Genomic DNA, 20,969 nt, shown 5'->3' with positions numbered 1-20,969 from the left:
CTCCTTAAGGCTGTACATGACGCTGACGCAGATCGGTGGCAATGCGCGACATCATCGGATTATTGAGTTTGCAGATGCGGATAGACAGCGCCAACAGCAGGTGGAACAGCGCGGGAAGCAGCGTCTCCATCGCGGTAATTCCTTGCAGCGAACTGGCGGTTTGGTTACCAGCGCCTGGCTGATAGGCGACAAAAATAAATAACAGGCTGATGATCCCCGCGCTTGAGGCCCAGGCCAGCTTGATGAAAAACAGGTTGAAGGCGAAATTCATGCCGGAAGAACGCACGCCGGTTTTCCACTCGCCGTAATCGTCGGCAAAGGCCATCAGCGAGAAGTGCAGAGGCAGCGTAAAGCCCAGAATAATGCCGTTGCCGAGAATAACCGCCAGCCATAATGTTTGATAAGCCGGACCGGTCGGCAGGAACCACATCATCACTGCCAGGGCTGCCAGCACCAGGTTGGTGTAGTAATAGAGTTTGACGGTATCTATACGGCGGGTCAGCGGGCTGACAACCACTGAACCGATGATGGACGCAAAGGTCACCATGGTGAAAAACAGCGACGTGTAAGCGGTACTGCCTTCCAGCACGTAGGTAATGAAATACATGTACCCGCCGCCACGAATATTGAAGACGTTAATCAGCAGGAAAGACATCACCAGCATCAGCAGCAACTGGTCATTTTTGCGTAGCCCACCAATGTGTTCACGCAGGGTAAATTTCCCCATCATCGCCAGCGGTACACGCTCGCGAACCCAGAAGAAGCAGCACAGGAACATCACCACAGCGATGGCGCACAGGATGCCCACGCCGAACTGATAACCCTGCGCGGCATTGCCCTGACCCAGAATATCCACCATCCACGGCAGACCAACGGAGACAAGGAATCCCGCCACGCCGCACAGCACAAAGCGCCAGGACTGACAGGCGATCACCTCGTTATGGCGGGTCGTCATGGTGTTGATCAGCGCACAATACGGTACGTTGATGGCGGTATAGCCGACAGAAAGCAGTAGATAGGTGCCGAATGCCCAGGCGATTTTTACGCTCATGCTGGCGTCAGGGACGGTAAACGTGAGTACGCCAATGATGCCAATGGGAATTGCCACCCACAGCTGCCATGGGCGAAAACGCCCCCAGCGGCTTTGCGTGCGGTCGGCAAGTATGCCCATTATCGGATCGGAAATGGCATCAAATACACGCAGGGCAATAAACAATGTGCCGACCAGCGCGGGCGTTAACCCGAAGACATCGGTGTAGAAAAATGTCAGGAAGTTCATGATCAGACAGGTAATTACCGTCCCGCCAGCATCGCCTAACCCATAACCTATTTTTTCACGCAGGGATAATTTGTCGTCCTGGGCACGCTGTGCCAAATCAGATGTCGTAATCGGAGCCGAAGTCATAAATAACTCCCGGAGAGGATGTTCAGAAAGTATCCCGCTACGTTGCGGGTTATTTGTTTGTAATTTGCAAAGTACGTTATTTATTCTGCACGAAATGTTTGGGTCAACAAGGGAAGAGAAAAGTATAAAAAGATGACAATTCCGACTTCATTATAAAAATGTGATTTCGATCCAGCGAAAAGCAAGTTTATCGTGAATAATCAATAATAAAGAGCAGTTTAAATAATGCAAAAAGCGGGAATTTGAATATATATGCTCGAATTATCCATGTCTCTTCCGATTAAAGTGCAAAATGGTGGGCTATTTATTTCCCGAGGTGTGGGAAGCCATCCGGCGCGGCAATTGCAATCCTGGGAAATCATCTTTGTCGAAAAAGGGACATTAACGATTCGCGAAGGTCAGACCGTTTTTTGCGTGAATGCTGGAGAAAGTTTGCTGTTATGGCCGCAGCGTTCGCATATTGGTGTGGGACAGTTTCCGGCTGATTTAAAATTTTACTGGCTACACTTTGAGGTGACAGCAGAAAACGATGCTTCACTTACAGAACCGTTGCTTGCGATTCCTCAGCATGCCCGGGTTAGCGAGCCACAATATATTATTTCGCTGTTTCGCCAGTTCTTACGCGAGCAGGAAAATATTCATCGCAGCGTTGCGCTGGAACTGATCCTACTGCTGATTTTGCAGCAAATCTCCGCGGCGGCTAGCGAGCAACCCGCAGATAGCCCCGGTAATGCGCTGGCATGGAAAGCGCAACAAATAATCCACACCCAGTTCCACCTGCCGATTAGTGCCTCAACTCTGGCGAAAGAGCTGCATTGCAATGCGGATTATCTGGGGCGTGTATTCCGGAGCGCTTTCCGGCTGACGCTAACTGAAGCATTGCATCGCCAGCGGGTAAGGGCGGCAGAAAAGCTGTTGATCAGTGACTCGCTGTCGCTTACCGAAGTGGCGATTAAATGTGGATTTAATGATGTGGGTTACTTTCGTAAAATCTTTCGTAAGCATACCAGCCTGACGCCTGCGGCGTGGAAAAGGCGCTACTGCAAAGAGCATATTAATTCGGCGTAAATGAGGATCGCCGGGTGGCGCTATGCTTACCCGGCCTACAAAATGACAGACCAGTGCAAGCACAGCGCCGCCGGACGTTAATTTTGCCCGTAATACGCATTCACACCGTGTTTACGCAGATAGTGTTTATCCAGCAACTCAGGCTGCATATCCGGCAACTGCGGAGCTAACTGGCGCGAGAAAAGCCCCATGTAGGCGCATTCTTCGAGTACCACTGCGTTATGTACGGCATCTGCGGCATCTTTACCCCAGGCAAACGGACCGTGTGAATGCACTAACACTGCCGGAACCTGCAGCGGATTGAGATCGCGTTGCTCAAAGGTCTGAATGATCACTTCACCGGTTTGATATTCATATTCACCATTGATTTCCTCAACGGTCATCAGCCGGGTACACGGAATAGAACCATAGAAATAATCGGCATGCGTGGTGCCCCATGCCGGGAGATCAAGACCCGCCTGCGACCAGATCGTCGCGTGGCGTGAGTGAGTATGGACGATCCCACCGATCTCAGGGTAGCGGCGGTACAGCGCCAGATGGGTTGGCGTGTCTGAGGAGGGTTTTTTACTGCCTTCAACCACGTTGCCGCTGGCAATATCCACCACCACCATATCGTCGGCGGTCATCACGTCATATTCCACGCCGGACGGCTTAATCACCATCAGCTTACGCGTTTCATCCACAGCGCTGACGTTACCCCAGGTAAAGGTGACTAAACCATGAGCCGGAAGCGCCAGATTGGCCGCCAGCACATCGGCTTTCAGTTTTTCTAACATGAAAATCCTCCTTCCTGCATACGTGCTTCTATCCAGCGTCGTGCCTGGATAATTTCCAGTACCGGCTCTTTTGCTTTTTCAGTCCACATTTCAATCAGAAACGACCCGCGATAGTTCAGCTCATGCAGCGTTTTGAAGATACCAATAAAGTCCACGCACCCTTCGCCAAAGGGCACATCGCGAAACTGGCCCGGATGGGTTTCGGTTACTGGCAGTGTGTCTTTCAGATGGATAGCGGCGATACGGTCGATGCCCAGCGTCAGTTCGGCAGTGACGTCATTACCCCATGCGCTGAGGTTGCCCACATCCGGGTAGACGGTGAACCACGGCGATGACAGCATTTCATCCCACTTTTTCCACTTGCTAATTGAGTTCATAAAAGCGGTATCCATGATTTCTACCGCCAGCATGACCTGCGCGGCGGCGGCTTGCTCGACTGCCCATGCCAGCCCTTCGGCAAAGCGCTGCTGCGTACCTTCGTCATGTTCCTCGTAATAGACGTCGTAACCTGCCAGTTGAATAGTGCGAATACCCAGATCGCGCGCCAGACGAATGGCTTTGGTCATGATGTCGCGCGCCCGAACGCGGACTGATTCATCGCGGCTGCCAAACGGAAAACGGCGGTGGGCGGACAGGCACATTGAGGGGATTGCCACGCCGGTTTCCAACATTGCGCTCACCAGCGATGCACGCTGAGCAGGGCTCCAGTCGAGACGCGACAGGCGTTCATCGGTTTCATCCACCGACATCTCGACGAAATCAAAACCACAGCTTTTCGCCAGCACCAGACGCTCCGGCCAGGAGAGGTCTTTCGCCAGCGCTTTTTCATAGATACCTAACGGATGATTACGCATACTGTGCTCCCCAGATAGCATCGATTTGCGTATGGAATTCAGCGGCAACCTGCGTTGGGTTTTGCGCCCCAGCCAGCGCGCGTCCGGCGATAAAGGCTTTGACGTTGATATCGCGAAACAGCGGCAGGTCGGCGGGCGTAATCCCGCCGGTAATCGACAACTCCAGACCGATATCGGAAAGCGCTTTCATGCGCGCCAGATCAGCTTCTCCCCATTGTTGTCCGCTGGCCTGAGCATCGCGGCCACGATGGTAAATTGCCTGGCGAACCCCAACGCGATACCAGTCACGGGCATCATCCAGCGTCCAGTTGCCGAACAGTTCCATCTGAATTTCGCCGCCGCAGGACTGCGCGACGCCATGGCCTTTCTCTACCGTCGCCAGTGGGGCAGCGCAGATGATAGTCATCCAGTTTGCGCCAGCGCCAAACGCTTGCTGTGCGAGGGTTTCGCCCGCATCGGCTACCTTCCAGTCGGCAACGATGATTTTATTTGGACACTGGGTACGCAGCGCTTTCACGGCAGCCAGGCCTTCGGTTAAGCAGAGAATCGTCCCTGCCTCAACGATATCAACGCTCTCTTGTAGCAGTGCGACATCGTGTTGGGCCGCCTGCAGGTTGGTGTGGTCGAGCGCCAGTTGCAGTAATGGTCGACTCATCATTCGTGCTCCTTAATGCGGGCGTGATAGCCCTGTAGTGCGGTAATTAAATTCTGGTATTGGCGGTATTTACGCTGGTAGCTGGCATGCGCCGTAGCGTCTGGCAGCAGTGTGCGAACCGGGTGCTGTAAGCTGCGCTGCGCGTCACTGAAATTGTGATAAACGCCAGTGCCTACGCGGGCGGCGAGCGCAGCGCCAAAGCAGCCGGTCTCTTCAATCTGTGGCAATTCGATACGTAAACCGCTGACGTCCGCCAGCATTTGCATCCAGATGTCGGAGTGCGCTGGACCTCCGGTGACGCGCAGGGTATGTGCCTGCGTAAAACGTTCGCGCATGCGGTTCAGATGGGTCATGTGGCTGAAAACCACGCCTTCGTAGATGGCCTGTAATAAGTGGGCACGAGTGTGTATAGCCTGCATGCCATAAAAGCCGCTGGTCATCTCCAGTCCGGCGTTACTGCCGTACAAAAAGGGCAGAAAGAAAAGCTCGCTACCGGCTTTCGGTAAGCTGGCAACGGCCTGATTAATCTCATCAAAAGAGAGTTCGCCCCACTGGGCGGTAAACCATTCCAGATTGCCTGAAGAGGTCGGACTGGCTTCATGAACGATGTACTGCCCGTCATTTACATAGCGACCATAGACATAGGGATGGGGCTCGTGGTCGCGCAGGCCGTGAGCGATCCCGCTGGTGACGGCCCAGGTACCCATCACCGCGTTGAGGGTGCGTTCATCTTCGATACCGGCGCAGAGTGCGGTGGAAACCACATCAAACAGTCCGCCGACGACGGGGGTACCCGCCGCCAGACCGGTTATGGCGGCTGTCTGAGCGGTGATTTCCCCGCATATTTCTGCTGAACCAACGATGGGGGGCAGGGCATTGTCGATTTCACTGATGCCCAGCCACTGAGTCAGCCTCGGGTCGTACTGACCCGTGGTCATATTGTAGAGGTTCGACTCGGAGATATTGCTCTCTTCACAGCCTTTGGCGCCGGTTAAGCACCAGCGCAGGTAGTCATGACCCATCATGACGCTACCAATTTGCGCGTAGCGCTGGGGGGTGTTCTCTTTCACCCAGCGCAGGAGCGATGCCGGATGACCGGTCCACAATGTCTGGCGGGTGATCGGGTAGAGCTGCTCAGGGATCCCATCTTGCTGCCAGCGCTGAACGATTTCCATCGCCCGTCGGTCAGAAGAGAGAATGGCATTGCCTAGCGGCTTATCTTGCTTATCGAGAAGGAACAGACCTTTGCCCTGAGCGGATATACCGACGCCTTTGATTTGCTCACCGCACACGCCTGTGCGCTTTAACAGCCCGGCGATGGTCGCGACGCACTGTTGCCACAGTTGGTGCATATCGCGTTCGGCGTAACCAGGCAATGGCGATATTGTCTGCAGCGATTGCCGGTTAATTCCCTGCTCATGACCTTTGGCATCATACAAACCCGCTTTCAGATATGTACCGCCACAATCAATACCCAGCCAGAAGGTCGCTTTCTCACTCATCTTTGTTATCTCATTTTTGCCGGATGGCGCTGCGCTTATCCGGCCTACGACGGTTGCTACCTGTAGGCCCGGTAAGCGAAGCGCCACCGGGCATTGTTTTAAGCTGTACGTTTATGTGGATTCAGCGTCTTTAGCGGCGCGGCACCTGCATCGCATTTCGCTGGCAGCAACAGGGCCATCAGCGCGGCCAGAGCCAGTGAAATTGCCAGGCAATAAACGCCCGCATCTTTGCTGTACAGGGTGATGAGAACGCCGACTGCGTAAGGGCCACAGAAACCACCGAGGTTGCCGAGAGCGTTGATGACCCCACGTGCGCCACCGGCCATTTCCGCACTGAACAAACGCGCTGGAATAGTCCAGAACACGCCCGCAGCCGATTGCAGGAAGAATCCGCAGCCGACCAGCGCGGCATAAGCCAGCCAGACGTTATTTTTCAGCGCCACAGAGAGGAACATGCACAGGGCAAAGCCAATCAGCGGCAGGCAGACGAACAACTTGCGTTTACCGGTGCGGTCAGAGAGTGAAGAGAACAGGAACATCCCGGCAATTGCGCCGACGTATGGCAGAATGGCGAGCATGCCGACCTGTCCCATGCTGCTGTGAGTCAACTCTTTGAGGATGGTCGGCAGCCACAGGGTGTAACCGTAAATCCCGGTCTGATAGAAGAAGTTCAGCGCGATTAGCTGCCACATGGTTTTATCGGAAAGTACTGCACCCAGAGAGGCGTTTTTGACCTCTGTTCCGGCAATAGCTTTTTGCTCGGCGGCCAGGGTTTCTACCAGGTAATTTTTCTCCGCCTCAGAGATCCAGCGTGCTTCCTGCGGACGGTCGTAAACGGTATAGGCCCACAGCACCAGGACGACGACAGACAGTAAACCTTCAATGATAAACAGCCAACGCCAGTCGAGTACGGTGATGATCCAGCCCGAGAGCGGGGCGGTAATGATCCCGGCAATCGGCACAAACATAATCACAATCGCATTGGCGCGACCGCGTTCTGCATCGGGGAACCAGTTGCTGATCATCGTCAGCACGACCGGCAGCATGCCACCTTCGGCAACGCCGAGTAAGAAGCGCAAAACCAGCAGTTGATACTGATTCGTGATTAATCCCGTCAGAACGGAAATAACCGCCCAGGCAACCAGCGACCAGCCGATAAATTTCTTGCCGCTGCCGTGAACGGCAATTTTTCCGCCGGGAACCTGTAAAAACAGATAGCCGATAAAGAAAATACCGCCGGCCAGACCGGCCATGGTGGCGGAAATACCTAATTCTTCATCCATTCCGCCGGGCATCGCGAATGCGATATTGACGCGGTCCATATAAGAAATAATACAGGCGATGAGAATAGGTGGAATAATCCGTAGCCAGCGCTGACGGGGTATGTCTTGAAGTGTAGGGCGAGAGGTCATGTTCATATTAATATTCTCGTAGAGTAGTATTTTATTTTTATAGTTTTGCTTTATTTAATGCGGCGATACCGTCGCGCAATATCGCTACACGATGGTTCACATCTGCACTGGCATTTATTTCCAGCAATTTAATGCCAGAAAATTGCAATGGGTCTGCTCCTGCGCAGGCGAATAATTCGTGGGCATGCTCTGTGGTCATTAGACCTTCTGGACAGAAAGGGGCAAACGGTGCGTGTAAGTCCTGCCACTCGCCGTATTCCCCCGCAAGCGTGGTACCGGAAAACATCAGTGCGCCCAGTTTTCCAGCCCGTTTGGTCTGCTGCGTGTGGGTCAGCGGTAGGGTGAGGCTCCGCCCTTCAATGGCCGAGCGCGCCCAGTTAATGCACACGCTGATGTCATATCCGGCTATCGCGTCCAGCACGTTGTCTAACGGTAAAAATCCTTTGCGTGGCGCGGGGCCTGTCATGGCATCGCAATGTTCCAACACCAGATCGCAGGACCAGTCCCAGCGGGTAATTTCTTTCAGCGAACGAGCAAACGCGTCGGTGGCCTGAGCGACGTTCGGGTTGCCCGCCAGCGGGGCAGCATGCAACTCCAGTGCAATCACTTTTCCGCCGTTGGCCGCATTGATATGGTTGATTTTCTGCTGCAGATGACGGTAATACGCCACGCAGGCTTTACGCTGTTCTTCATCGCTGGAGGCCAGCCCGAAACCACCATTAATACCGCGACGGCGCATGGTTTCCATAATGGCCGTGACCACGATTTGCCAGTCGCCCGGCGTATGGCGTAATAACCATTCGTCGCCTAACGGGTGCAGATGTTCAAGACAGGGCTGCTCCAGTCCGCGAATATCCGGGGTATCGGAGAGTTGTCGCCAGAATTCCTTCTCTTCCTCTTCACTCTTTTGGTGAAATGAGGGTGCACAGGGGTACGCACCGATAATATAACCGGTAGTGTTAGCTTTCATTTTTTGTGCTCCTTTTATAAAACTGAAATAGCAACCTTCACGACTATTTTGCGGATCGGTGTGGCGACAGTTTTATGACATGCTGGACGATGAACATCCTGCGGGAAAAATATGGCGTAACTTCCCGGAATCATTTCAATAAAAGATTCATGTTCGCTGGCGTGATAAAAAATAATATCGCGCTGTTCTAATAGCGATTCACTGATTTGGTTATTCCCGGTATCAATGGCGATCCCGATTTTCTCTTCACCCCAGGCCAGAAACTGAATATCCAGATAGCGGCGATGCACCTCAGGACGATTTTCGGCAACGTCACGCGTGGTTAAATCAATAATTTGCGCGAAGATATTTTTACCGTCGATCTCCACCACGCCCGGCTCCAGTTTGCGAAAATCTGTGGTGCGCAGAAAGTCGAGCGCCCTTTCAATCGCAGCAGGCAAATGGCATGGGTTAGGTTGAGCAATATGTCCGAAGATCATGGTGTTGCTCCTTACAGGGCCTGAATTTTTGCCCAGACGCTGTCGTCAACGGTGATACCGTTCCGGCGATTTTCTTCCAGTAGCTTCGTAAACTCGTGGCCCGGCAGACGGACAGGCGTGTTTTCATCTGCGCGTTCGGCGGTGGTGATGAAATCCATAATCCGCTGTAGCTTGGCATCACGGGTGGCGCCATCGATCAGCTTATCCACTTCAATGGCGATAAATATCTGTGAAACGCCATATTCATCGCTGTTATCCTGGGTGACTTCCGCAACGGAAGAGCCATCAGAAAGCAGGGTGGCAATCATATCCAGCACAATCGACAGACCTGAACCTTTCCAGTAACCCATTGGTAATATGCGGCGGTTTTGTTCGATAACGCCCGGCTCTTTGGTGAGATTGCCTTCATCATCAAAGCCACCGTCTACCGGCAGTTCGCGACCGGCCAGGCGATTCACTTCCAGCATGCCGTAGGAGAACATCGACATCGACATATCAACCATGGTGATTGGCGATGAGGGGATCGCGACGATCAGCGGGTTAGTGCCAATGCGGCACTCTTTCGAACCCCATGGTGGCATGACGGCAATCGAGTTAGTCCAGCAGATACCGATGTAACCTTTCTCCGCCGCCTGCCAGCCATAGCTGCCGCCGCGCATCCAGTGGTTGGCGTTACGCAGTGCGACCAGGCCAATACCGTGATCGGAGGCCAGCTCAATGGCTCTGTCCATCATCTTTTTCGCCGTCAGATTGCCGATCGAACGCTGAGCATCCCATTGTTCAATCGCCCCTAGGCTGGTAATGCGTTGCGGTTTGGCCTCAGGAATGATGTCGCCGTTATCCAATTGCTGAATAAAACGAGGAAAACGATTCACACCGTGCGAATAAACGCCGGACTCGGTGGTGCGCGCAAACATTTCGGCACAGGCATCGGCGGTTTCAACGGCAATACCGCGTGCTAGCAGTACCCGATTGAACGCATCTTTCAACTGCTCAAAAGTGACTTTCATTCCTGTTTCCTTGTTTAAATTTGATCGCTTTTTTATCTCTAAATTTCACTATACGAAATCTGATTTCAAATATAGCGATCAAATTTTGACAGATCAACGGGGTGGTCTATTTTTTAAAATCATCAAAATCAAATAGTTGTGTTTTTTCGGTTCAGATCGTGAACTGAAACACACTTTGCGCTACCATCAGAGCGCGACGAAAAGGGGAGCGGAAGCGATGGGCACAAAAGAGAGTGAAATGACGCAAGACAAAGAGAGGCCAGCCGGAAGTCAGAGCCTGTTCCGTGGTTTGATGTTGATTGAGATTCTGAGTAACTATCCGAATGGGTGCCCATTGGCCCATCTGTCTGAACTGGCCGGGCTGAACAAAAGTACAGTGCATCGACTCCTGCAAGGGCTGCAGTCCTGCGGATATGTCACGCCTGCACCTGCTGCGGGTAGCTATAGGCTGACCACCAAATTTATCGCCGTTGGGCAGAAGGCACTGTCGTCACTGAATATCATCCATGTTGCCGCGCCGCACCTCGAAGCGTTGAATATTGCTACTGGTGAAACAATCAACTTCTCCAGCCGTGAAGATGACCACGCGATTCTGATTTATAAGCTGGAACCGACGACGGGCATGCTGCGTACTCGCGCTTATATCGGTCAACATATGCCACTGTATTGCTCCGCGATGGGTAAAATTTACATGGCGTTTGGGCATGCGGATTATGTGAAATCTTACTGGGAGAGCCATCAGGATCTTATTCAGCCGCTGACCCGCAATACCATTACCGGTTTACCGGCGATGTACGACGAATTGGCGCAGATCCGCGAAAGCAGTATGGCGATGGATCGGGAAGAGAACGAATTGGGCGTTTCCTGTATTGCCGTGCCGGTGTTTGATATTCATGGTCGGGTGCCGTACGCAGTGTCAATTTCACTCTCTACCTCGCGACTTAAGCAGATAGGGGAAAAAAATCTACTCAAGCCGCTACGGGAAACCGCGCAGGCGATTTCAAATGAGCTGGGTTTTACCGTTCGCGATTAAGGTTATTCAGGCACCTGACAATATTTAACCGTTTCCCCTGTCCGATCAAAGCGTCAGGGGCGGTCTCTCTGGCACTCTGTGGTTTTCACGCAGAGGGAGGGGGCAATGAACGTGTTTATTATGGCGGATGCGGCAAAATGTATTGGGTGTCGTACCTGCGAAGTTGCCTGCGTCGTCGCGCATCAGCAAAATCAGGACTGTGCTTCGGTCTCTTCTTCTGCGTTTATACCGCGGATTCGGGTCATCAAAGACGACGCCTTTACCACGGCGGTCGCCTGCCATCAATGCGAAGACGCTCCCTGTGCGAATGTTTGTCCAACTCACGCCATTCGTCGTGAACATGGGCATATCTTCGTTGAACAGGCACGTTGTATTGGTTGTAAAAGCTGTATGCTGGCCTGCCCGTTTGGGGCAATGAATGTCGTTGCCCGTTCGTCGCGGGTGCAGGCGATAAAATGCGATTTGTGCTGGCATCGCGAGGCGGGACCAGCGTGTGTCGAAGCCTGCCCGACCAGCGCGTTGCAGTGTATTGATGTCGTCAGTATTCAGCGCCAGCGCCTGCGTTCACAGCCGCTGTGAAGTGAGCCCGACCCGCACTTGGGTCGGGTTTGCGTTAGCCTTCCAGCCAGGCGCGTTCGATCTCTTCAGCCAGAATCTTCACGCCAGCTTCGATTTTCTCCGGCTCTGGCACGTAGTTCATCCGCATGCACTGATGGGTATGCGGCCAGGGTTTATCCAGCCCCGGGAAGAAGTAGTCACCAGGAACCATCAGTACGCCGCGCGCTTTCAGACGCTGATACAACAGTTCGGTGGTGATCGGTAAATCTTTGAACCATAGCCACAGGAAAATCGCGCCTTCAGGTTTATGGATAAGGCAGCGATCTTCTGACAAATAGCGGCGAATAATCGCAATCGTCTCCTGAACGCGCTGATAGTAAAACGGCTTGATAACCGTTTCGGACAGGCGCAGCAGATCGTTACGTTTAATCATCTCGCACATCATCGCCGGTCCCATCCCGCCAGGTGCAAGGCTGATGATGCCGTTCATATTGGTAATCGCAGTGATGATTTTTTCATTCGCGATAATGATACCGCAGCGGGAGCCTGGCAGACCCAGCTTGGAAAGGCTCATGCACAACACAATGTTGGGGTTCCACAGTGGGCGTGCTTCGCTAAAGATAATGCCAGGGAATGGTACGCCATAGGCGTTATCAATCACCAGCGGGATCCCATGCTGGTTGGCCAGCCGGTCCAGCTTCATCAGCTCGTCGTCGGTGATCACGTTGCCTGTCGGGTTAGTGGGGCGCGACACGCAGATCATCCCCGTCTCTTCACCGATGTGCAGGTGTTCAAAATCAACGTGATACTTAAACTGGCCTTCCGGTAGCAGCTCAATGTTCGGACGTGCTGAGACGAAGAGATCTTCTTCCAGCCCTGAATCGGCATAGCCAATGTATTCCGGGGCTAACGGGAATAACACTTTTTGCGTTGTTCCGTCAGCGCGGCGTCCGGCGAACAGATTGAATAAGTAGAAAAACGCGCTCTGACTGCCATTTGTCAGTGCAATATTTTGTGGCTCGATATCCCAACCCTGCTTCTCACGTAGCAGTTTCGCCAGTTCAGACAGTAGCTCGGTTTTCCCTTGCGGACCGTCATAATTGCAAAGCGCATCAGTGGCTTTGCCGTTTGCCAGCATATCTGTCAGCAGAGACTGGAAGTAATTTTGCATCTCTGGAATTTGCGCCGGATTACCACCGCCGAGCATGATGGCGCCTGGGGTGCGTAAACCGTCGTTGAGGTCCTCCATCAGGCGGGTGATGCCTGAATGGCGGGTAAATTTGTCGCCAAAAAGTGAGAATGTCATAGCAGGGGGTCTGTCGAACTGAGTAGTAAAGTGGCTAACCATAGCGCTACCTATGGCAGGGTGCAAATCAGGGGGAACGAGCTGGATTGATGTTTTGTGCTGCAGATGTTTGCCTGGCTGGTTTTTTATTTTGTGTTGGGCTTCCCGCTGTATGCACAGCGGGAAGCCTGTTGGGATCAGGGCTGACCGGCCCACACCACCATCACCTTATCGTCGCCATGCTCGCGGATAAATCCGTATCCCTGCGTCAATGTCAGCGTGGTCTGTTTACCAGCACCGATGGCGGGATGTCTGGCCCGGAACTGACTGATGCGCTGCCAGTGAGCGACGCTGGCGGCAGATTTCCCGGCCACATCCTGCCAGTTCATTTCTGAGCGCGTACCCTGCAATGGGTCTGAACCTGTTGGTCCAAAGGGCCGGGCCGACTCGTCTCCGTAAAAGAGTTGTACCGCGCCTGGCGCCAGCAGCAATAGCTCGGCGGCTTTGTCTCCACCTTCGCGGAACAGACGCGTATCGTGCGAGGAAAGATAGCTCAGAACGTTGAAATCCTGCAATTTCTCAGCCATCTGTTGCCAGGTGACATCCATATTTGCCAGACAATCGACGGCCTTCGCCGCCTGCTCCTGATAGTCGAAATTGATCATCGCATCAAAGCCGTGACGGTAATAGTCGCTTTGCATCACGCCGTGACCCCAGGCCTCGCCGGTCATCCAGAAAGGTTTGTCATCCAGCGCTTTATCCGGGTTCGCTTTCTTCCATTCAACCAGCGCCGTGCTGGCCTGTGTTTTTAACTGCTGCCAGGCGGGAAGTTCGACGTGTTTGGCGGTATCGACCCGAAACCCGTCAATCCCGTAATCACGCACCCACTGGCTGAGCCAGTGGGTCAGATAATCTCGGGGCGTGTAACCAGCAATAGCTTTAGCGTGCGTATCTGGTTTGTGTAGATAAAAGTTTGGCAGCCCGGAAGGCGTGGTGGATTCGGTTTTCAGATCGGGCAGGAAAGCCAGCGACATGGTCAGGTCGTCAAAACCCGGATTGTCGTAATCACCAATATCGGTGCGGATCCAGTTTTTCCCCCACCATTTTTCCCAGCCTGCTTTATCGCTGAAGTTGATATAATCATTAAAGCTGTGCCAGCTTTGCCCGGCGGCTGGCTTCCAGTCCGTCCAGCGTTCACCGAGCGTGTTTTTCAGTTCATCGCCCGACAAGTACAGGGCCCCAAACTGATACTCCTGCATATCCGCCAGCGTGGCGTAGCCGGTATGATTCATGACGACATCAAACAGGATGCGAATGCCGCGCTGGTGCGCGCCGTCAACCAGCGCACGCAGGTCAGCTTCATTACCCATATTCGCATCGAGCGTGGTCCAGTCCTGAGTGTAATAGCCGTGGTAAGCATAATGGGGGAAATCACCTTTGGTGCCACCGCCGACCCAGCCGTGAATTTGCTCAAACGGCGCGCTGATCCACAGGGCGTTGATGCCTAACTGTTGTAGATAGTCGAGTTTGCTGGCGAGCCCGCGCAAATCGCCCCCGTGGAAAGTACCAATTTCCTGCATGCCGTCGTTGCGACGCCCGTAGCTGTGGTCGTTGCTCGGGTCACCATTTACAAAGCGATCCGTCAGGACGAAATACACCGTAGCGTTATGCCAGTCGAAAGCGGCCGGGGCATCAGTTTCCGCCCGTTCCAGAAGCAACAGTCCGTTACTGGCTGTGGCAGGCTGTAGGGTAATCGACCCATTTTTTACCGTTGCCGTTTGCTGGCTGTAGAAATCACGCACCACGGCACCTTCCGGAAAGGTCTGGCTCACATCCAGTGTTAACGGCGAACCATCCCATTTCGGGCACTGGCGAATCTGGGTCGTGACAGGGTCTGCGGCTCTTTTTACCGAGAGCATCAACGTTGGCGTTCCGGAGCGGGTATCCACTTCCAGCGTGTAATCGCCGTCTTTGAATAAGCGCCACTGCGGCGGGGCGCCTTCACACGGTTTTAGCGACAGCATCTGGTTGAGTTTTATCGCATCAGCAGGCTGCCAGCACTGTTGGTCAAAATTTAGGATTAAAGGACGCGTACCCTTCGTCAACGCTGCATGGCTGACGAATTTACCCGTACCTTCCGCTTCGAAGGTGGGGAGTCCCTGAGAAGTCCATGATGAGGCGATGGCAATGCCGGGCATGAGCGCCAGCGCAACGGCGGCAAGTTTCATAATGCTGTCCTTGGTGCTGCGATTTTCGCCAGTTTGCCAGTGAAATCAGGCCGGAAACTCCTCCTTTGAGTCGATTCCGCCAGGAGGAGAAGTGAGGGTGAGCGATCGCGCGCAAAAAATGAACTTATTTTGCGATAACCTCCACATTTTCTTCGAATTAATAGCACCCTGAACCGTTAATGCGTGACATGGTTTCAGAATTGGACTATTCCTTTGGGTGCTCTTGACGGCTATTTTTGATATGATTTGAGATTCATCTCTCATTTTTGTGAAAAATATAAGGTGTTGGAATGTATAAATCCGACCAGGAGACCTAATGATATTGACTCCCATTCGACGATATGGGGCAATGATTCTTATGTTACTCACCGTTGCATTTTCGGGTGAGGTGCTGGCAAAGACACACACGGCGACAACGAGTCACAAGCCCCAGGTAATCAAGACAAGTAATACACAGGTAAGCAGTAAACAAGAGTATTCTCGCAATAGTGCAAAGAGTAGTTCACTTCCTGATTTGCGAAAATACCCTTCCGGAACACCAAGGAAAAAAGCGTTTCTCCGGACGGTTATGCCTTATATTACCAGTCAAAATGCTGCCATTACGGCGGACCGTAACTGGTTGATTTCAAAACAGTACCAGAACCGCTGGTCACCGACTGAGCGTACGCGTATGAAAGACATCGCGAAGCGCTACAAGGTGAGCTGGTCTGGCAACACGCGTAAAATCCCATGGAATACGCTGCTTGAGCGCGTAGACATTATCCCGACCAGTATGGTGGCAACCATGGCTGCGGCTGAAAGTGGCTGGGGTACGTCGAAGCTGGCGCGTAGCAACAACAACCTGTTTGGCATGAAATGTGGCAAAGGTCGTTGTAACAATGCCCCGGGTAAGGTGAAAGGCTACTCACAGTTTGAATCGGTGAAAGAGTCGGTGAATGCTTACGTCATCAACCTGAACACGCATCCGGCTTACTCTTCATTCCGTAAGTCACGTGCGCAGCTGCGTAAAGCCGATCAGGAAGTCACCGCTACCGCGATGATTCATAAGCTGAAGGGTTATTCCACTAAAGGACAGAGCTACAACAACTATCTGTTCGCAATGTATCAGGATAACCAGCGTTTAATCGCCGCGCATATGTAATTCTGTGTGCCGGATGGCGGCTTCGCCGCATCCGGCAATAATCCTCACAGCAACACTTCGCTGTTCACATCGCGATACTCTTTGGGCGTCGTGTCATACTCTTTCTTAAAGACCGAATAAAAATATTGCAGAGACGGATAGCCGCACATCTGTGAGATTTCGTTGATTGAAAGCGTGGTAGATATCAACAGGCTGCGCGCTTTTTCCAGCTTTTCGGCATGAATCACGGCGTGGATAGTCTCTCCAACTTCTTCTTTAAAACGCTTCTCCAGATTCGAACGAGAAATCCCCACTGAATCCAGCACTTGTTCAACCTTAATACCTTTACAGGCATGGTTGCGGATAAAGTGCATCGCCTGAATCACCGCCGGATCGGTTAATGAACGGTAGTCGGTTGAGCGGCGTTCAATGACGCGCACCGGAGGAACCAGTGTACGTTGCAGCGGCAGCTCTTCATTTGCCAGTAAACGATGTAAGAGCTTAGCGGCCTGATACCCCATCTGCCTGGCTCCCTGGGCCACGGATGACAGTGCCACCCGCGACAGATAGCGGGTCAGTTCTTCGTTGTCGATCCCAATTACACACAGCTTTTCCGGAACCGGAATATGCAGGTGCTCGCAGACTTGCAGGACGTGTCGTGCCCGCGCGTCGGTAACGGCGATAATACCGGTTTGCGGCGGTAGTGTTTGTAGCCAGTCCGCCAGACGATTTTGCGCGTGCTGCCAGTTTTCCGGTGCGGTTTCCAGCCCCTGATAGACAACACCGCGGTACTTCTCTTTGGCAACCAACTGGCAAAACGCATACTCACGTTCCTCGGCCCAGCGTTTTCCGCTTGACGATGGCAGACCATAGAATGCAAAGCGGTTAATCCCTTTTTCCTTCAGGTGCAGGAAAGCGCTTTCTACCAACGCGTGGTTGTCGGTGGCGATGTAATGTACCGGTGGATAATCTTGCTCCAGATGGTAGGAGCCTCCAACGCCGATGATGGGAACTTCAACATCGGCAAGTAATTGCGCAATATCATCATCGTCATAATCAGCAATAACGCCGTCGCCTAACCAGTCTTTAATATTATCGATACGGGCGCGGAAATCTTCCTCAATGAATATATCCCACTCGGATTGCGATGCCTGTAAATATTCACCCACACCTTCTACCACCTGGCGGTCGTAGGCTTTATTGGCATTAAATAGCAGAGTGATGCGGTGACGTTTATCAAACATAAGAACCTGTCCTGGAAAGGTTAACGTGGGCCTGTCGATACTAGCAAAACCGCAGGTACGACTGCTTGATGAAGCGTGACAAAATTCCTGATTGCCTGAGGCTACGCAAAATTTACATACTGGTCGCGGGATGACAATTGTCATTTTTTATCTGCGCATTACGGTTTTTTGTTTAATGACTAACCTTCGATCGCGATCGCTTTTTTATTTCTTTATTTAGCGCGTTTTTTTGGGAGCCAGCGCACGTTTGGGTATTCTCTTAATGGCGGTGTGAAATAACGTAATTGAGCAATAAATCAGGAAATTCCAGTATAGCCATATCGCAGTTTACTTGCCGTATTACCTGATTATGGAGCTTATTATGCCGGCTTATTTTGACCAACTCGATCGTGTTCGTTTCGAAGGCACTCAATCCACCAACCCGCTCGCATTTCGCCATTACAACCCTGACGAAATCGTATTGGGCAAGCGCATGGAAGATCATCTGCGTTTTGCGGCCTGCTACTGGCATACCTTCTGCTGGAACGGGGCGGATATGTTCGGTATGGGCGCTTTCGATCGTCCATGGCAGCAGCCTGGTGAAGCTTTGGCGCTGGCGAAACGCAAAGCGGATGTGGCATTTGAGTTTTTCCACAAGCTGAACGTGCCTTACTACTGCTTCCATGACGTGGATGTTTCGCCGGAAGGCGCGTCTTTGAAAGAGTACAAAAACAACTTTGCGCAGATGGTTGATGTGCTGGCGGCAAAACAGGAACAGAGCGGCGTGAAGCTGCTGTGGGGTACAGCAAACTGCTTCACTAACCCACGCTACGGTGCGGGTGCGGCCACAAACCCAGATCCAGAAGTGTTCAGCTGGGCCGCCACGCAGGTGGTTACGGCCATGGATGCCACGCACAAGTTAGGTGGTGAAAACTACGTTCTGTGGGGCGGCCGTGAAGGTTATGAAACACTGCTGAATACCGATCTGCGTCAGGAACGTGAGCAGATTGGTCGTTTCATGCAATTAGTCGTGGAACACAAACACAAAATCGGTTTCCAGGGCACTTTGCTTATCGAGCCGAAACCGCAGGAACCGACCAAGCACCAGTACGACTACGATGCGGCGACCGTGTACGGATTCCTCAAGCAGTTCGGCCTGGAAAAAGAGATCAAACTGAATATCGAAGCCAACCACGCTACGCTTGCAGGCCATTCGTTCCATCACGAAATCGCCACCGCTATCGCGCTGGGTCTGTTTGGCTCTGTCGATGCCAACCGCGGCGACGCACAGCTGGGCTGGGATACCGACCAGTTCCCGAACAGCGTAGAAGAGAATGCCTTGGTGATGTACGAAATCCTGAAAGCGGGCGGCTTCACTACCGGCGGCCTGAACTTTGATGCCAAAGTACGTCGTCAGAGCACCGATAAATACGATCTGTTCTATGGTCATATTGGCGCGATGGATACCATGGCGCTGTCGCTGAAAATTGCGGCCCGTATGATTGAAGACGGTGGCCTGGATCAGCGTGTGGCTAAACGTTATGCCGGTTGGAATGGTGAACTGGGCCAGCAAATTCTGAAAGGCCAGATGACGCTGACAGAAATTGCGCAGTACGCTGAACAACACAACCTGGCGCCAGTGCACCAGAGCGGTCATCAGGAATTGCTGGAAAATCTGGTAAACCATTATTTGTTCGACAAATAACGGGTCTCTGAGAACGTCCGTAAGCCCGGTCAGCTAGCGCTACCGGGCCTTTCTTTAAGGAACGATGCCTTATGTATATCGGGATAGATCTTGGCACATCAGGCGTAAAGGCCATTCTGCTCAATGAGCAGGGCGATGTGGTGGCTTCAAAAACGGAGAAACTCACCGTCTCGCGCCCGCACCCGTTATGGTCAGAACAAGACCCAGAGCAGTGGTGGCTGGCAACGGATCGCGCGGTAAAAGCACTGGGTCAGCAGCATTCACTCCGCGAGGTGAAAGCGTTGGGGATTGCCGGGCAGATGCACGGCGCGACGCTACTGGATGAACAACAGAAGGTATTGCGTCCGGCTATCTTATGGAACGACGGTCGCTGTGCTGAAGAGTGCGTGATGCTGGAGAGTCAGGTTCCGCAGTCTCGAGCCATCACTGGCAACCTGATGATGCCTGGCTTTACCGCGCCAAAACTGCTGTGGGTGCAACGCCACGAGCCGGAGATTTTCAACCAGATTGATAAAGTCCTGCTGCCGAAAGATTACCTGCGTTTGCGCATGACCGGTGATTTTGCCAGCGATATGTCTGATGCGGCAGGGACAATGTGGCTGGATGTCGCGAAGCGTGACTGGAGCGATGTCATGCTGGCTGCCTGTAAACTGACTCGCGCACATATGCCTGCGCTCTATGAAGGCAGCGAGATTACCGGAACCTTATTGCCAGACGTCGCTAAAGCCTGGGGAATGCAGGAGGTTGCGGTTGTTGCCGGAGGCGGTGATAACGCGGCGGGCGCGGTTGGCGTAGGTATGATGAATGCCGGTCAGGCGATGCTTTCGCTGGGGACATCCGGCGTCTATTTTGCGGTGAGTGATGGTTTCCTTAGCAAACCGGAAAGTGCGGTTCACAGTTTTTGCCATGCTTTGCCTGAGCGATGGCATCTGATGTCTGTAATGTTAAGTGCGGCATCGTGTCTGGACTGGGCGGCAAAATTAACCGGACTGGCGAGCGTTCCTGCGTTGATTGACGCTGCGCAACAGGCGGATGAACACGCGGAGCCGGTCTGGTTTTTACCTTATTTGTCCGGCGAGCGTACGCCGCATAACAATCCGCAGGCTAAGGGCGTATTTTTCGGTCTGACTCATCAGCATGGTCCGGCAGAACTGGCGCAGGCGGTGCTGGAAGGTGTGGGTTTCGCGCTGGCTGACGGTATGGACGTGGTACATGCCTGTGGCGTTCAGCCCGCCAGCATTACGCTGATCGGCGGTGGGGCACGCAGTGAATACTGGCGTCAGATGCTATCTGACATCAGCGGATTGCAGTTGGATTACCGTACCGGCGGTGACGTTGGCCCTGCACTCGGCGCGGCGCGCCTGGCGCAAGTTGCCATGAATCCGCAAACGTCGTTATCAGAGTTACTGCCTCAGCTTACGCTGGAGCAGGCGCATTATCCTGACGCGGAGCGTCATGCTCGTTATCAACAGCGTCGAGAAACCTTCCGTCGTATCTATCAGCAATTACAACCGCTGATGTCCTGACCACTTTCCCCTCTGGCTAGCAGAGGGGAATTTGCCGCATACATATATCCACAAAAATAATAAGTTACACGTATGGATGTATTCTGAAAGTCCTGCGTAGTCGCTTTTTTCTGTGTTGTCTTTAGCGGGTTATTCATATTGTATCCATGATGGATAAGGA

At 52.9% G+C, this 20,969-nt stretch carries 18 protein-coding genes; 6 read left to right on the top strand and 12 right to left on the bottom strand.

What is annotated here, in order from left to right:
- Positions 1 to 4: 4 nt before the first annotated feature.
- On the bottom strand, positions 5 to 1,405 hold the full coding sequence (locus OGY13_RS22955; protein ID WP_008786444.1) for an MFS transporter: 1,401 nt from the start codon (positions 1,403 to 1,405) through the stop codon (positions 5 to 7).
- 252 nt (positions 1,406 to 1,657) lie between these two features.
- Between OGY13_RS22955 and OGY13_RS22950 the strand changes: the two genes are divergently transcribed.
- The gene (locus OGY13_RS22950) at positions 1,658 to 2,473 is read left to right on the top strand and encodes a helix-turn-helix domain-containing protein (RefSeq protein WP_003827350.1); all 816 of its coding nucleotides are present in this window, start codon (positions 1,658 to 1,660) and stop codon (positions 2,471 to 2,473) included.
- Between the two features lie 77 nt (positions 2,474 to 2,550).
- Here OGY13_RS22950 and araD read toward each other — a convergent pair whose 3' ends face one another.
- The 8 genes from araD to yiaK all read right to left on the bottom strand — a co-directional run bounded on the left by araD (position 2,551) and on the right by yiaK (position 10,131).
- Entirely contained in the window at positions 2,551 to 3,249 is a 699-nt protein-coding gene (gene araD, locus OGY13_RS22945) for an L-ribulose-5-phosphate 4-epimerase (protein ID WP_213752464.1), read from the bottom strand.
- Positions 3,243 to 4,103, bottom strand: coding sequence for an L-ribulose-5-phosphate 3-epimerase (locus OGY13_RS22940; protein WP_213752465.1), 861 nt, complete (start codon positions 4,101 to 4,103; stop codon positions 3,243 to 3,245). Before OGY13_RS22940 ends, araD begins: the two co-directional genes overlap by 7 nt.
- Entirely contained in the window at positions 4,096 to 4,758 is a 663-nt protein-coding gene (ulaD, locus tag OGY13_RS22935) for a 3-keto-L-gulonate-6-phosphate decarboxylase UlaD (protein ID WP_048227376.1), read from the bottom strand. The genes OGY13_RS22940 and ulaD overlap by 8 nt, the downstream gene beginning before the upstream one ends.
- Positions 4,758 to 6,260, bottom strand: a complete 1,503-nt coding sequence (locus OGY13_RS22930; RefSeq protein ID WP_128611255.1) for an FGGY-family carbohydrate kinase — start codon at positions 6,258 to 6,260, stop codon at positions 4,758 to 4,760. Before OGY13_RS22930 ends, ulaD begins: the two co-directional genes overlap by 1 nt.
- Positions 6,261 to 6,358: 98 nt before the next feature.
- Positions 6,359 to 7,678 (bottom strand): MFS transporter, encoded by a 1,320-nt coding sequence (locus tag OGY13_RS22925; RefSeq protein WP_128611254.1) that lies wholly within the window; start codon positions 7,676 to 7,678, stop codon positions 6,359 to 6,361.
- Between the two features lie 31 nt (positions 7,679 to 7,709).
- The gene (locus OGY13_RS22920) at positions 7,710 to 8,642 is read right to left on the bottom strand and encodes a DUF4862 family protein (RefSeq protein WP_208743629.1); all 933 of its coding nucleotides are present in this window, start codon (positions 8,640 to 8,642) and stop codon (positions 7,710 to 7,712) included.
- A gap of 14 nt (positions 8,643 to 8,656) precedes the next feature.
- The gene (locus OGY13_RS22915; protein ID WP_103014694.1) at positions 8,657 to 9,121 is read right to left on the bottom strand and encodes a YhcH/YjgK/YiaL family protein; all 465 of its coding nucleotides are present in this window, start codon (positions 9,119 to 9,121) and stop codon (positions 8,657 to 8,659) included.
- Positions 9,122 to 9,132: 11 nt separating this feature from the next.
- Positions 9,133 to 10,131, bottom strand: a complete 999-nt coding sequence (gene yiaK / locus OGY13_RS22910) for a 3-dehydro-L-gulonate 2-dehydrogenase (RefSeq protein WP_213752466.1) — start codon at positions 10,129 to 10,131, stop codon at positions 9,133 to 9,135.
- Positions 10,132 to 10,348: 217 nt separating this feature from the next.
- Here yiaK and yiaJ point away from each other — a divergent pair, with 217 nt between their 5' ends.
- Entirely contained in the window at positions 10,349 to 11,164 is an 816-nt protein-coding gene (gene yiaJ / locus OGY13_RS22905) for an IclR family transcriptional regulator YiaJ (protein WP_003827359.1), read from the top strand.
- Between the two features lie 105 nt (positions 11,165 to 11,269).
- Positions 11,270 to 11,743, top strand: a complete 474-nt coding sequence (locus tag OGY13_RS22900) for a 4Fe-4S dicluster domain-containing protein (RefSeq protein WP_213752467.1) — start codon at positions 11,270 to 11,272, stop codon at positions 11,741 to 11,743.
- Positions 11,744 to 11,777: 34 nt separating this feature from the next.
- Here the strand turns inward: OGY13_RS22900 and avtA are convergent, their stop codons facing one another.
- Both avtA and malS read right to left on the bottom strand, forming a co-directional pair.
- Positions 11,778 to 13,028: a valine--pyruvate transaminase gene (gene avtA / locus OGY13_RS22895; protein WP_003837697.1), complete on the bottom strand. Its 1,251-nt coding sequence runs from the start codon at positions 13,026 to 13,028 to the stop codon at positions 11,778 to 11,780.
- 176 nt (positions 13,029 to 13,204) lie between these two features.
- Positions 13,205 to 15,235 carry an alpha-amylase gene (gene malS / locus OGY13_RS22890; RefSeq protein WP_213752468.1) on the bottom strand — a complete coding sequence of 677 codons (2,031 nt, stop codon included), beginning with the start codon at positions 15,233 to 15,235 and terminating at the stop codon, positions 13,205 to 13,207.
- Between the two features lie 316 nt (positions 15,236 to 15,551).
- Here malS and OGY13_RS22885 point away from each other — a divergent pair, with 316 nt between their 5' ends.
- A complete protein-coding gene (locus OGY13_RS22885) occupies positions 15,552 to 16,376 on the top strand; it encodes a protein bax (protein ID WP_008786441.1) in 825 nt (274 codons plus the stop codon).
- 44 nt (positions 16,377 to 16,420) lie between these two features.
- Here OGY13_RS22885 and xylR read toward each other — a convergent pair whose 3' ends face one another.
- Positions 16,421 to 17,599: a D-xylose utilization transcriptional activator XylR gene (gene xylR / locus OGY13_RS22880; RefSeq protein ID WP_125362770.1), complete on the bottom strand. Its 1,179-nt coding sequence runs from the start codon at positions 17,597 to 17,599 to the stop codon at positions 16,421 to 16,423.
- A 361-nt stretch (positions 17,600 to 17,960) separates the two neighbouring features.
- Between xylR and xylA the strand changes: the two genes are divergently transcribed.
- A complete protein-coding gene (gene xylA / locus OGY13_RS22875; RefSeq protein WP_048236992.1) occupies positions 17,961 to 19,283 on the top strand; it encodes a xylose isomerase in 1,323 nt (440 codons plus the stop codon).
- Between the two features lie 71 nt (positions 19,284 to 19,354).
- Positions 19,355 to 20,809, top strand: coding sequence for a xylulokinase (gene xylB / locus OGY13_RS22870; protein ID WP_153687817.1), 1,455 nt, complete (start codon positions 19,355 to 19,357; stop codon positions 20,807 to 20,809).
- Positions 20,810 to 20,969: the final 160 nt, after the last annotated feature.

The organism is Citrobacter sp. Cpo045, assembly GCF_030332875.1.
In the GTDB taxonomy this organism is placed as follows: domain Bacteria; phylum Pseudomonadota; class Gammaproteobacteria; order Enterobacterales; family Enterobacteriaceae; genus Citrobacter; species Citrobacter portucalensis.
This window is presented reverse-complemented; position numbering and strand designations above follow the sequence as displayed.